Consider the following 13,372-nt stretch of genomic DNA (forward strand, 5'->3'; position numbering starts at 1 on the left):
GAGCGCACGCTATTAGCCGAAAATCCGCACTCACCAATTTCTAACGAATCGTAGAATCGTTATTGTGCTTGAGTGTGAGAGTTTATCGGCAATTTGAACGAGATTTAGCCGAATAAGGTGTCTGAGATTCGTTAGAATTCTCATACACCAATATTCGGCTAAATAAGATGTGTTGGGTTCGTTAGATATACAACGAATAAATGTATCTCAAATAAAAACTTTGTTAGATTCGCAACAGATCAAGGTCGAACTCGGGAACGAGTCCTTCTTTCATGGCACGACCAAGCAGTGCAGTGATTGCACCGTAACCATCATCGCCCAGATTAGCGCTGAACTCGTTAACGTAAAGGCCGATATGCTGTGCAGCTACGTCAGGGTCCATTTCTTGGGCATGTTCCATAACGTATGCTCTTGACTCATCCGGGTGCGTCCAGGCATATTCAACGGAGGCGCGTGCCCATCCGGCGAGGGCATGAGCATCCATATTGCGACGTGCGATAATCGCTCCAAGCGGGATTGGCAGACCCGTATCACTTTCCCACCAGTTACCGAGATCTGTCATCAATTTGAGGTCATAGTTCTGGTATGTGAAGCGTGCTTCATGGATGACAAGTCCGGCATCGATTTTTCCGTCACGAACAGCAGGCATAATCTGGTCAAATGGCATGACAACAATTTCGCCTACGCCCCCAGGAACATTTTGCGCTGCCCACAGACGGAACAACATATATGCTGTAGAGCGTTCACTTGGCACAGCAACCCGTCGTCCAGAGAGATAGCTGGGATCGGTGGTGCCATTTGCGGTCAGAACCAGTGGACCGCATCCTCTGCCGAGTGCGCCTCCAGCGGGAAGCAGAGCATAGTCAGATAGCACGTATGGCAGTGCTGCATAAGATATTTTCATCACTTCAGGTGTATCTGGTCCATCCGGATTTGCCGCCAGACCATTGGTAATATCAATATCAGCATAACGGACATCCAGCTCAGGTGCGCCCGGGATCAACCCATGCACCCACGCGTGAAAGATAAATGTATCATTTGGACAAGGGGAAAATGCAATTTTCATGATGTAATAACCTCCCGTAAAATGGAACTTGCAGCCTGGAGCGCATCGAGGGCGTCCTTGATGCGCCAAGCGTCGCGGTCGCGTGGACCGACCGAGTTAGATATGGCCCGCAGTTCGAGTGCTGGCACGCCGAACTGTTGGGCAGCTGTTGCCACGCCGAAGCCTTCCATGCCTTCGGCGGCGGCATCCGGCACGCGGCGCAATAGCTCCGCGGCCGTCTCCGCTGTTCCGGTCGCCGTGGACACGGTGACCGCAGTGCCTCCGCTGACAGCGAGCCCGGCCCGCTGCAGCTCATGGCGCAGGCGAGCGGCAAGCTCCGCGTCCGCCGCCACAATGGACGAGCCGAATCCGAGCTCGTCCACACTAAGGAAGCCGTCTGGCGTCTGCGAGCCCAGATCGGCAGCAACCATGGCGTCGGCTACCACGAGGGAGCCGACGTCTGCCCGGCCGGGGAACCCGCCGCCGATGCCGGCACTGATCACCAGCATGTAGGCTGGTGAACTTCCGGCCCCGGCAAGGGGCCCCGGCCTTGAAGATGTGGCAGATGTCTGTGCCACATCGGATTCGCTTGGCGCGGTGGAAACCTGCGCCAACGCACTTGTGCTTGCAGCCGCTACGGCATATGCCAATGTAGCGGCAGTGCCTGCTGCGGCTGAGGCTGGGCCAACGCCAGCAGCGATGACGTCAAATCGTTCCGCGGCCGTGTCTCCCAAACCGCGGAGGACAGCATCTTTTTCCGCATCAACCGCGGTTACAATTAACACACGTTGTGATGAATTTGTTTGGACCAGACTTATATCTGAAGTGGTCGTTTCCCCGGTTAAATCCCCGTGGTGTCCACTATTTTCGAATGATGCGTTTGGTTTATTATCCTGATCTTTATCCTGTCTATGTTCATTCATCTCGGATTCTCCTTATGAGGTATTAGAAGTGTAACATATGCCTCCATAGTATCTTTCTTACAGCAAGCTTCTAGTTACACTTCTTAGGGTTATTACTTACTTCTATATTTTCGTGTAAATGTATAGTTCAGCTTACATAAATGGAATTCGGGTATATATTTGTCCACTAAAAAAGGACATTTATCTTCATTTTGTCCTTCAAAGAGTGGACACTTTTTCTAAAAAGATACTATATCCATCCAGGAAAATGAAACACTACATATAGATGATTTCAGAAATAAAATTAAAAATGTTCTATATGTAGAATATCAATTCCTAAGTGCTTTCTCATGTCCGTGTCCATTCTTTGAAAGACAAATATGCAATATGTATGCTCAGTGAGGACAGTAAGAGCTTGCACTCCAAACGAAATGAACAGAGTAACAATTAAAAAGGCTAAAGACTGTCCCTACCCAATCAGCACTAATCATATATCAGCCATCGGTTTTTCACCAACAAGCCAAACAGTCTACAGTCGATCCCTACATAGTAGCTCATTTGTGCATATAAAGTGATTGTCGAACACTTCATCTCCATCATAACGGAAGGGGAAAGACCTGAACAACCTTTGCATGTAATTCTGTCAAAAGCGGTAAAACAAAGGTTCGGATAGCCACATCACTTCAAGCAACTGCATCTAGCCATATCGCTTCAGATAGCCGTTTTGCCTCACTTCATGTGAACGCGACCCTGATCGTGCCGCGTCCTAAGCCGGAATGAACCTGCTTTCTAAAACTACATATGTCATTTAAACCATATGATATCTCTTTCTTAACGTACTCCCAATAAAAAAAGAAGTCAAAGTCAACAGTTGACAATTTGATTTAACTGTATTAATAATAGTAGTACAGTTAATACACCTAAGAGTTGAATATGTAAGACTCTACAGCAGTACAGCTTAGGTTGTATCTTTTTTACACCCAGATAACTACACATACACCTCAGATACAGTCATTTAAACCGATAGGTTATTTCACACATTCACAGAAAGGAGGTGCGGGATGTTCGAATTAGATGTACGCAGTCGTAAGGCGATCTACGAGCAACTGGTGGACAAAGTCAAAGAAATGATCGTATACGGTATTCTAAAGCCCAACGAGCAGCTTCCTTCCGTTCGTGCGTTATCCACGCAGCTAACCGTGAATCCAAATACGATTCAGAAAGCGTATCGTGAGCTTGAACGTGAAGGTTACATTTATTCTTTGCAGGGAAAAGGGAGCTTCGTATCATCGTCAGTGGAACATCCGAATGAAGCCATGAGAGATGAGATCAGAGAGTCTCTGGTGAAGTTGATTGCAGAAGCTTCGTATTCCGGTTTGACCAAGGCGGATATGACGCTTTTGTTTGAGGAAGCGATGGCCCGTATAGAGAAGGAGGAGCCTCATGATTGAGCTGAATCAAGTCGTCAAAGCGTTTGAACAGGAAAAGGCAGTGGATGGCGTAACGATGCACATACATAAGGGATCGATCTATGGTTTGCTCGGTTCCAACGGGGCAGGCAAGACTTCGCTGCTCAAAATGATGGCTGGCATTTACCGTCAGGACAGCGGGACTGTTCGTATCGAGGATACTGAAATTTATGAAAATATGGATCTCAAGGGCCGCACGATTTTTATGGCCGATTCGCCCTACTTTTTCCCGCAATCTTCAATTACGCAAATGGCTACATTTTATCGTTCTGTCTATCCGCGCTGGAATGAGGAGCGGTTCAAGCAACTGGCGACCGTGTTCAAACTGGATGTAAAACGCAAGCTGCATCGCATGTCCAAAGGCATGCGCCGTCAGGCAGCCGTATGGCTGGGACTTAGTTGTATGCCTGAAGTGCTGCTGATGGATGAGCCGATTGACGGTCTCGACCCGGTCATGCGCCAGCAGATTAAAAACCTGCTGTTCCAGGAAGCTGCTGAGCGTCAGGTAACCATTGTCATCTCCTCGCACAACTTGCGTGAGATTGAAGATCTGTGTGACCATGTGGCGATTATGCACAAAGGCCGAATTATTGTAGAGAAGGATCTCGATGATCTGAAGGCGGATACGCATAAAATTCAGGTCGCTTTTCGCCACCCGGACCATGCCAAAGCCATGGATGAGCAAGTTGATATTTTACATGAAGAGAAGCGGGGAAGCGTATCCCTGTACATTGTCAAAGGCAACCGACAACAGGTAACTGATCAATTCCGTGTACATGATCCGTATCTGCTGGATGTATTGCCACTAACACTGGAAGAAATCTTTATCTATGAAATGGAGGACGCAGGGTATGATATTCAACCGATTGTTCTGTAACCGGGGCATCCTGATCCAAAATTTCAGACAGCATGGATGGATAGGCATTTTATATCTCATCACATTGTTATTCTCGTTACCGTTATATATCGCTACCGAATACAGGGACGCGCCACAGCAGATTACAAGTCTGTTTCAAGCTAATGGTGAAGTGCAGATTCTGTTCGCCATTACATTGCCCGTAGCGGCTGGCATCTTTCTGTTTCGGTATATTCAGTCCGGTGCACCGTCTGATCTGTTCCATAGTTTGCCGTTACGTCGTAAACATCTATTAACGGTTAACTTGTTGACCGGATATGCCATGATTTTGCTTCCAATCTGGATTACAACTGCAATTACCGGCTGGGTATGGGCAGTACTGGATCAACCTGCTTTTCTGTTCGATGGCAGCACGATCTGGATGTGGGGCTTGAGCATGAGCATCTACTCGCTATTTATGTTCATGCTTACTGTGGCGGTCGGCATGTGCATCGGGCAATCTGTGTTGCAGGGGCTTACCGTGTACGCGCTCCTCTTGTTACCTGTTGTTGTATGGTTCATTATGTCACTTCATCTCCAGCATTATTTGCTTGGATATCCGTACGATGAATTAGGACGTAATGCGGAAGAAATGTCACTTGTTCTTCGCATGGCTTCAATCAGTTATGCTCCTATCACTAATGGAGAACTTATAATCTATTCGATATTCGCAATCCTGTTTATTCCTCTGACTTATGTGCTCTATGCGAGAAGACAGGTTGAATCTGCTACGCAAGCAGTTACGTTTATTCTTGTGAAACCTATATTCCGATTTGGTTTAATGTTTACGTTGGTTCTGATTGGCGGAGCTTACTTCACGATTATTGCTCCAAGAGGATCAGCCGGATGGGGAATCTTCGGATATGTTCTTGGTGGAATTGTAGGTTATATCGTTGCCGAGATGATTATTCGCAAAACATGGCTGATCTGGAGCAGCAGGCTGCTGCCCAAGCTGATTCTGTATGGTATCGTCGCGGGTTTGGTATTGTACATCCCTATTGCCGACTGGAATGGATACGCTGCCCGAGTGCCTGAACTGAACAAAGTGAACAGCATCAAGCTTGGTGGGGAGCGTTATATCTATAGTAACGGTGTCAATCAGAAGATGGATGACGGTCACCTCTATTCCAATGATCCGGAATATATGGGGGCAGTTATCGCTCTTCATCAAAAAATTGTGGATTCCGATCTTCCTATACTGAATGATCCAATCAATCCAGGTATGCGTAATGATGAGTATGTATTTATTAACTACAAGCTGGATAACGGCAAGGTGATGAAACGTAAATACTATATTCCAGAAGCCGAATTCCATCAGGAATTAATGGCTCTGAAACAGTCCCAGGATTACAAAAGAGTCGCCTTTGAAACGTATAAGCTGGAAGAGGATGCACTAAGTTTTGGCATTCGCTCTTCCACTAGTTCATACCGAAAGGTGTACATTAGCAATCCGGAGCAAGTCCGTGAATTCAAGGAACTCTTGAAACAGGACATCTTGGACCAGACCTATGAAGAACAGCGCTCGCCGTGGCAGTCGTTTGCTTACGCGGAGATGAATCAGGACTCTACTTCGAAAGATCCATCTCAACCGAGGGAGATGTGGAACTTTGAGATCAAACCTAGCTATGATCGGGTATTGGCTTGGCTGAAGGAGAACAAATTATACGATCAGTTGCTTGTCCAAGCAGACGAGATTATCTCCGCACAGTTTGCGAAGCAGGAGATCAACAGTCCGGGTTTTCTTCAGTGGGCGAATCCGCAGCCAGAATATATCGATGGGAGTCTAAGCATCAAGAAGCAGGTCGCAACCCAAAACAAAGAAATCATTAGCGATTTGCTCAAACGTCAACGGTCTGGTTATAAAACAGAGAAAGATACCATCTACCAGATCAAGTTGAATGTAACTCGTGGCGAGAACATCTATATGATGCTAAAAGAAGAAGATCTAACCGAGGGAATGAAAGCTATTTTGGTCAATCAATAAGTTGAGCTGTATACGTTGTTGATTAAATGCGGGAAGGGTTCTCCCGTTGATTGAAAGTTTTATTTAACCAGTGAGACCAGATATACTTGACCAGATCCAATGAATGGAATATATTAGAAAAAGGAAAGGTTCGAGCGACTCGTTCAATCGAATCTCATATGGAACGGCTTATGAGGGAAGCACCCGTAAGAGCAGGCAAATGCCTGACTTGCGGGTGCTTTTTTGTCGTTCGCTTATTTTGTTGCGATTCTGCTAAATATTTTAGAAGAAAGGGTGTAGGGACGGATGCATACAGAAGCGTGGAAGGAAACGATGAATGAACAGGAGGTAATGGCATGTTGTTCCCTATTGGAACGATCAAGCTCACATAACTTCATTGAACATCACGGATTATTGGAAGGAACGAAGGGTCGAAAGTATATCGAAGATATAGCTACAGAAGATATAGCTTTAATGGAGACGAGTGACATTCTATTTCCTCCTCCAATAACAGGTAGCCATAGTCACATGATGGAACAAAGTAACGTCCAACGTGGTCAATTGCCATCGTTCGCTCGTCTTATTTTCGGAACACGTCTACTTATAGGGCTTGTAATTCTGTTCAGCGCAGGCACAATTTATTTTGCTTCCACAGCCGAGGCAGCGGGTATAGATCTTGGCGTAACCGCGCAGAAAGCTTGGGATTCCGTTCTGAACAAGGCAGATGCACAGACTAAATTAACCCTACAACGAGCGTACGAGAAAGTGGGGAGCTGGAAGACACAAGAGCAAGCTTGGGAACAAAAAATAAAGGCACTTCATGCCACCAATACCACGGAATTGGAACGATTGCGTGTAGAAATAAGACAAACTGACGACGCTAAGATCGCAGCTCTAGCTGAAAAGGTAAAGCAAACCCAAGCCCGATATGAACCGCTATTCGCCCTCTATAGTTCAGTCAATAGACAGCTGGATGCAGCCAAAGCCATCAAAAATAAGGAATGGAGTGTAGCGATTCGTACGCAGGCCGACACATTAAGACCCGTTGTACAGCTTGCCAGAGAAGACATTCGGATCAAGAAAAAGGAGCTTGCCGAAGCACGTAAACGGAAGACCACGGAAGTAAAACGTTTGCGAGCTATTCTGGCGGGGGCCGATCCAGTGAAGAAACAGATTCAAACCGCGAAAAAACAGGCGATCCTGGCGAAAGAACGCTATTCAAACGCCCTACAACAGTTCAAACAGAGTACAAAGCAAGGTCAAACGTCACGTGTACTCAGCTCATTGAACGCATTGGCTTCTGCAACAGAAAAGTGGGCAGGCTCGAAACAAAATATCCACACACTGGAGCAAAAAGTATCCTTTACATACGTGAAAGTCAGACAGGAAATCGCTAAGAGACCCAAATAAGAGGAAACCCGGTTCACTCCGCAACGTACACCACTTTAGATGTAAAGACGCTTCTATGATGAGGGAACGAGGTGGAGCTGTTGCAGTCGAAGTTGGAAACGAAAAGGGCGGGGAGAACAGGTTTTAAACGTAAAAGGTACTGGATTCCCATTCTAGTACTAGTCTTGATTACAGGTTTTGTTGGAATCGGTGCTCAACTAACACCGAAAATCACGATATTTTTACTGAAATCAGGCTTTGAACTTGCCAGTGCAGACAAGAACAGTAACGAAGCTGTTATCTCCGAAGGAGTAACTCGTGTTGCGGATGTGCCCTATGCAGACGAAGGTCGTAATGACAGTACAATGGATATCTATTATCCTTCCGTAACATCAGAACCTTTGCCTGTCGTGCTGTGGATTCATGGTGGTGGATGGGTCTTGGGAGACAAAGCGGACATCACAGATTATGCCGTACAATTAGCCAAACAGGGCTACGTTGTTGTCAGTATGAATTATGCGCTCGCACCGGATACGAAATATCCCACTCCCGTGGTTCAGACGAATCAGGCTTTGACTTACGTGAAGAACCATGCCAGTGAATTTCAGGGTGACCCGAAAAACATATTTCTCGCAGGCAATTCGGCAGGTGCCCAGATTGCAAGTCAGACCGCGGCCGTGGTGACCAATCCATCCCTCGCCAAGCTAGTGAATATAACGCCAGTCACCCAGCCGGAAGAGTTACGCGGGGTGCTTCTATTCTGTGGACCTTACAATCTCAGCACGGTAGCGGAAACGGGATTTCCGCTCATACGGACATTTCTCTGGTCATATACCGGAGTCAAAACATTTGAAGAGTACCCGCGTCTGGATGAAATGTCGACCGTGTTTCAGGCCACAGCAAAGTATCCGCCTGCATTTATTACCTCAGGCAATGATGACCCGTTGACTAGTCAATCGATTGAACTGGCACAAGTCTTGAAGCGACTTGATGTCGATGCGGAAACCTTGTTTTTCTCGAACTCATCAGAGAAGTTGGGACATGATTATCAATTTGATCTGGAGAGTGAAGCTGGACAACAGGCGATGCATTCGGCAGTACGCTTTTTGCAACAGTATAGTCGATGAGCAGACAAGTCTGTGGTACACTCGAAGCAAATGAGGGCGCAGGAGGAGAAGCATGGCAGACAAAGAAGATTTGACCCGGTTCGGGGTGGCGTTTCCTACACCTTTGATTGAGCAGTTTGACCAGTATATTGAGGAAAAGGGGTACAAAAACCGATCTGAGGCCTTCCGTGATCTTGTTCGCAAAACATTACTGCAACCCTCTGCGCTGCAATCTGATCAGGATGTGGCCGGCACCATTGTAATGGTCTACGATCACCATATCAGTGATCTTCCCATTCGTTTGATGGAGCTGCAGCATGAGGCGCATCATGACATCATTTCCAATATGCACGTGCACTTGAACCATGACCAATGCCTTGAGGTAATTGCAGTACGAGGCAATCTGGGACGATTGCGTCATCTGCATCAACAGATCCAGGTGCAAAAAGGGGTATTGTATGCGGAGCTGTCTGTGACTTATGTAGATGAGCTCAACAAACTGGCCCATGCTCAGAGTAGCGGCCAGAATCACAATCCGGATCAAAGCGTGGATCATAATCACAGTGCGGGTCAGCATGGTCACAGTCATCATCATCGCTCTGCGGATTAAGACGAAATGCGAGTGTAATTTCTATAAAAATGTAGCGAATCTAAAAACAGACCTTTGGTTAGATGCCAACCGTCTGTTTTTTTTTGTCGTTTGTTATAATACCTGACTTTATAGAGCGGTACAAATGCTGTGTTATATAAATTTTCAATTATATATTTCTGAAATATGAAAATATTTGGGTTTCGAAGTTAACTTTATTGACATATGTTTTGTGTTTTGTGCTACAATTTCCGTAAAAAGTAACACGAAATGAATCAGAGTAGCACAAAAAATAGAGGGGGAACGACGAGAATGGGCAGATTTTCATGGAGATGGGGAAAACGAAATATTAGAACAGGATTAGGGATCCTGCTTGTATGTTCTATTGGGTTATCCGGTTGTGCACAGGAGACAGCGCCAGCAGCGTCATCGGTAGAGAACGGACAACCGGGGACAACCTCAACCAAAGACGAATTGGTATTAGCCGTGGGCACTGAGCCGGAAGGCGGGTTTGATCCAACAACCGGATGGGGGCAATATGGGTCACCGCTTTTCCAGAGTACCTTGCTGAAGAGGGATGCCAAGTTACAACTGGTTAACGATCTGGCTACCGCATATTCAGTTAGTGTAGATGGGCTGACCTGGACGATTACGCTTCGGGACGATGTGAAGTTTTCGGATGGGGAGCCTCTAACGGCTGAGGATGTGAAATTTACATTTGAAACAGCTGCCAAGAGTGGGTCCGTGATTGATTTGACCAATATTGCTGATGTGCAGGCACCCGACGATCAAGCGGTCGTATTCACACTGAAGTCGCCGCAGTCCACATTCATCAGTCTGCTGACGACACTTGGCATTGTACCTGAACATGCCTATGGTGCTGATTATGCAGAACATCCGGTCGGATCAGGACCGTACAAGCTGGTTCAGTGGGACAAAGGACAACAGGCCATCGTGGAAGCGAATGAAGAATATTATGGTAATAAGTCTGCATTCCACAAACTCACCTTCCTCTATCTGGATGAAGATGCCGCCTATGCCGCTGCACAGGCAGGTACAGTGGATATCGCTGCTATCCCGGCAGCGTTTAGCAAACAACAGGTGAATGGCATGACATTAGAGGCCGTGAAAACCGTAGATAACCGGGGCATCATGTTCCCCATGCAACTTGCTGGTGCCAAGTCGGGCGATGGTCTCCCCGCAGGGAATGATGTGACATCCGATCTGGCGATTCGCCAAGCGGTGAATGTCGTGATTGATCGTAAGGCTTTGGTTGAGGGCGTACTGGAGGGGTACGGTCGTCCGGCTTATTCCGTCAGTGATGATCTGCCTTGGAGCAATGCGGAAGCTGTATTTACGGATGCCAATCTCGAAGAAGCGAAGCGAATTCTGGCCGCTGGTGGCTGGGCGGATGCGGACGGTGACGGTATCATGGAGAAAAACGGCGTCAAGGCCGAATTCAATCTGCTTTATTTTGCAGGTGATTTAACAAGACAATCTCTGGCACTGGCTGCTGCGGATATGGTTGCCCAGGCGGGAATTAAAATCAATGTTGAAGGCAAAAGCCGTGAAGAGACGAAAAAGATGGCTTACTCCAACGCTGTATTGTTTGGGTGGGGCAGTCATGATCCTCTGGAGACGTATAACCTCTATAGCAGTACTCACAAGGGAGAAGGATATTACAATGTAGGACTGTACAGTAATCCTGTCGTGGATTCTTGGATGGGCAAAGCCCTTCAGGCAACAAGTGAAGAAGAGGCATTGCCCTTCTGGAAGAAAGCGGAATGGGATGGAACAACTGGTTTCAGTTATCAGGGTGATGCGACATGGGCATGGCTCGTAAATATAGATCATCTGTACCTGGTTACGAATGGACTGAACATTGGCGAGCAGCAGATCCATCCCCATGGTCACGGCTGGCCGGTGACAACCAATCTGGAGGAATGGTCCTGGGATAACAGTACAAAGTAGGAAACGTAGCGGTAGCTTTAGCCTGAATTGGGGAGAGATTGGATGACAGGCAGGAATGGATGGGCCAGATTTGTTGGTTTTAAAATGTTGCGACTTGTATCCTTATTGGTCGGAGTCAGTGTGTTGTCTTTTATATTAATGCAATTCTCTCCAGTTGATCCGATCGAAGCCTATATTGGTGGAGACATGATTAGAGTAAGTGCCGAACAGCGCAGTCTTATCGAAGAACGATGGGGATTGAATGAATCCCCTACAGAACGATTGCTCACTTGGGGACAAGCGCTGATTCAGGGAGATCTGGGAACATCGATGATTTACAGACAACCTGTAGCAGATATTATTCAGGAACGGTTCATGAATTCTGTCACGCTTATGGCTGTAGCCTGGCTATTATCCGGTATCTTCGGGTTCGCTCTTGGGGTAGTTGCTGCCATGAGACGGGATTCGAAGCTGGATCGCCTGATCTGCTGGTATTGTTATACGTTGGCTTCCACGCCAGTATTCTGGATTGCGCTGTTGTTGCTGATGGTATTTGGTGTGTGGCTTGGATGGCTTCCGGTTGGGCTTGGAGTACCCGCAGGGATGTCAGCTGATCAGGTCACATGGGGAGATCGAGCTATTCATATGATTCTGCCAGCGTTGACCCTCAGCCTGACTGGGGTGGCTTCCATTGCTTTGCATACCCGGCAGAAGCTTACGGATGTGCTAGAGTCAGATTATATTCTGTTCGCGAGAGCACGGGGTGAGCGTGGATTTCAGCTGTTCCGTCGACATGGGTTCAGACATGTTGTTCTGCCAGCCATCACGTTGCAGTTTGCTTCGTTCAGTGAACTGTTCGGCGGGGCTGTGCTTGCAGAACAGGTATTTTCATACCCTGGCCTTGGTCAGGCAACGGTTCAGGCTGGATTGCGTGGAGATGTTCCACTGCTGCTTGGACTTGTGATGTGCAGTGCAATTTTTGTTTTTACAGGTAATATGGTGGCTGACATTCTGTATCGCTTGATTGATCCACGGATGAAGGAGGAGCTGATGTCATGAAGCAGACGGTAGAACGCTCCTCCGAGCAGACGGGAGAATCAGTGGAAGTACAGAAAGTGAACACTGCAACTCAAGAGGCAAGGGACAACATTAATCAGGGATTACTACAAGCTGAAACTGGAAAAGAAACAGGACAAACGCGTCAAACGAGAAGAAGGTATGTGGGTGTCAGCAACCAACATGTCCGCAATCCTCGAAAAAAGGCTTTGATCTGGGGCAGTTTCGCCGTGATCTGGATTGTCATCGTGTGGTTCACAGGCAGACTGCTTCCCGCTGGTTCTACGCTGACTTCATTAATGGATCGGAATTTAGCTCCAGCCTGGTCACATCCATTCGGCACAGATTGGCTCGGAAGAGATATGTTCAAGCGCACGTTAAAAGGATTGGCAACCAGCATTCAAGTTGGATTACTTGCTGCATGTGGTGGTGGGCTGATCGCACTGCTGTTAGGACTGGGCGCTGCTTCAAGCAAGGCTGCTGATCGGGTGATCTCGTGGATTATCGACCTGTTCCTCAGTGTGCCTCATCTGGTATCGCTGGTCATGCTGGCTTTTGTATTCGGTGGAGGTTTGGCAGGAGTGGCGACAGCGATTGCGCTGACGCACTGGCCGAATCTGGCCCGGATTGTAAGAGCGGAGATGATTCAACTGAAATCCGCAGAATATATTCAGATTTCACACAAGTTGGGCCAATCAAGGTTACGAATTGCCATGCAGCATATGCTGCCACATCTGGTTCCACAACTGTTCGTGGGCGTACTGCTAATCTTTCCCCATGCCATTCTGCATGAAGCAGCCATTACGTTTCTGGGGCTTGGGTTGTCCCCGCAGCAACCGGCAATCGGAATTATTTTGTCCGAATCGATGAGATATTTATCTGCTGGCATGTGGTGGCTCGCCTTTTTCCCGGGACTGGCATTGTTGCTGGTTGTTCGTGCGTTTGATGTATTGGGCAACAGTCTGAAGACGTTGACGGGTACAGGTAGTTCGAGGGAGGTGAGGTAAA

Annotated in this window: 11 protein-coding genes; 9 read left to right on the forward strand and 2 right to left on the reverse strand. The window is 47.3% G+C overall.

Annotated features, from left to right (window positions below; all coding sequences use genetic code 11):
* Positions 1-223: 223 nt before the first annotated feature.
* Both OM416_RS17225 and OM416_RS17230 read right to left on the reverse strand, forming a co-directional pair.
* Positions 224-1,066, reverse strand: a complete 843-nt coding sequence (locus OM416_RS17225) for a 1,4-dihydroxy-6-naphthoate synthase (RefSeq protein WP_264931526.1) — start codon at positions 1,064-1,066, stop codon at positions 224-226.
* A complete protein-coding gene (locus OM416_RS17230) occupies positions 1,063-1,968 on the reverse strand; it encodes a futalosine hydrolase (protein ID WP_319951917.1) in 906 nt (301 codons plus the stop codon). Before OM416_RS17230 ends, OM416_RS17225 begins: the two co-directional genes overlap by 4 nt.
* Positions 1,969-3,008: 1,040 nt before the next feature.
* On the opposite strand from OM416_RS17230, the gene OM416_RS17235 reads away from it, so the two are divergent.
* From OM416_RS17235 to OM416_RS17275, 9 genes are all read left to right on the forward strand, one after another.
* Positions 3,009-3,398 (forward strand): GntR family transcriptional regulator, encoded by a 390-nt coding sequence (locus tag OM416_RS17235; RefSeq protein ID WP_264931528.1) that lies wholly within the window; start codon positions 3,009-3,011, stop codon positions 3,396-3,398.
* Positions 3,391-4,293 carry an ABC transporter ATP-binding protein gene (locus OM416_RS17240; RefSeq protein WP_062837373.1) on the forward strand — a complete coding sequence of 301 codons (903 nt, stop codon included), beginning with the start codon at positions 3,391-3,393 and terminating at the stop codon, positions 4,291-4,293. Before OM416_RS17235 ends, OM416_RS17240 begins: the two co-directional genes overlap by 8 nt.
* On the forward strand, positions 4,268-6,295 hold the full coding sequence (locus OM416_RS17245) for a hypothetical protein (protein ID WP_264931532.1): 2,028 nt from the start codon (positions 4,268-4,270) through the stop codon (positions 6,293-6,295). The genes OM416_RS17240 and OM416_RS17245 overlap by 26 nt, the downstream gene beginning before the upstream one ends.
* A 285-nt stretch (positions 6,296-6,580) precedes the next feature.
* On the forward strand, positions 6,581-7,684 hold the full coding sequence (locus OM416_RS17250) for a hypothetical protein (RefSeq protein ID WP_264931534.1): 1,104 nt from the start codon (positions 6,581-6,583) through the stop codon (positions 7,682-7,684).
* A gap of 71 nt (positions 7,685-7,755) precedes the next feature.
* Positions 7,756-8,790 (forward strand): alpha/beta hydrolase, encoded by a 1,035-nt coding sequence (locus OM416_RS17255; protein WP_264931536.1) that lies wholly within the window; start codon positions 7,756-7,758, stop codon positions 8,788-8,790.
* A 52-nt stretch (positions 8,791-8,842) separates the two neighbouring features.
* Positions 8,843-9,379, forward strand: coding sequence for a nickel-responsive transcriptional regulator NikR (gene nikR / locus OM416_RS17260; protein WP_264931538.1), 537 nt, complete (start codon positions 8,843-8,845; stop codon positions 9,377-9,379).
* Between the two features lie 291 nt (positions 9,380-9,670).
* Positions 9,671-11,329, forward strand: coding sequence for an ABC transporter substrate-binding protein (locus OM416_RS17265; protein WP_264931540.1), 1,659 nt, complete (start codon positions 9,671-9,673; stop codon positions 11,327-11,329).
* Between the two features lie 42 nt (positions 11,330-11,371).
* Complete coding sequence (locus OM416_RS17270; RefSeq protein WP_264931542.1) at positions 11,372-12,367, forward strand: ABC transporter permease; 996 nt, start codon at positions 11,372-11,374, stop codon at positions 12,365-12,367.
* Entirely contained in the window at positions 12,364-13,371 is a 1,008-nt protein-coding gene (locus tag OM416_RS17275) for an ABC transporter permease (protein WP_264931544.1), read from the forward strand. Before OM416_RS17270 ends, OM416_RS17275 begins: the two co-directional genes overlap by 4 nt.
* Position 13,372 lies beyond the last annotated feature (1 nt).

Source organism: Paenibacillus sp. LS1, from assembly GCF_026013365.1.
Classification (GTDB): Bacteria; Bacillota; Bacilli; order Paenibacillales; family Paenibacillaceae; genus Paenibacillus.

What these genes read in the sequence shown, in the direction of transcription:
- OM416_RS17225 (WP_264931526.1), bottom strand. Translation starts at nt 1,066, where the DNA reads ATGAAAATTGCATTTTCCCCTTGTCCAAATGATACATTTATCTTTCAC.
- OM416_RS17230 (WP_319951917.1), bottom strand. Translation starts at nt 1,968, where the DNA reads ATGAATGAACATAGACAGGATAAAGATCAGGATAATAAACCAAACGCA.
- OM416_RS17235 (WP_264931528.1), top strand. Translation starts at nt 3,009, where the DNA reads ATGTTCGAATTAGATGTACGCAGTCGTAAGGCGATCTACGAGCAACTG.
- OM416_RS17240 (WP_062837373.1), top strand. Translation starts at nt 3,391, where the DNA reads ATGATTGAGCTGAATCAAGTCGTCAAAGCGTTTGAACAGGAAAAGGCA.
- OM416_RS17245 (WP_264931532.1), top strand. Translation starts at nt 4,268, where the DNA reads ATGATATTCAACCGATTGTTCTGTAACCGGGGCATCCTGATCCAAAAT.
- OM416_RS17250 (WP_264931534.1), top strand. Translation starts at nt 6,581, where the DNA reads ATGCATACAGAAGCGTGGAAGGAAACGATGAATGAACAGGAGGTAATG.
- nikR (WP_264931538.1), top strand. Translation starts at nt 8,843, where the DNA reads ATGGCAGACAAAGAAGATTTGACCCGGTTCGGGGTGGCGTTTCCTACA.
- OM416_RS17265 (WP_264931540.1), top strand. Translation starts at nt 9,671, where the DNA reads ATGGGCAGATTTTCATGGAGATGGGGAAAACGAAATATTAGAACAGGA.
- OM416_RS17270 (WP_264931542.1), top strand. Translation starts at nt 11,372, where the DNA reads ATGACAGGCAGGAATGGATGGGCCAGATTTGTTGGTTTTAAAATGTTG.
- OM416_RS17275 (WP_264931544.1), top strand. Translation starts at nt 12,364, where the DNA reads ATGAAGCAGACGGTAGAACGCTCCTCCGAGCAGACGGGAGAATCAGTG.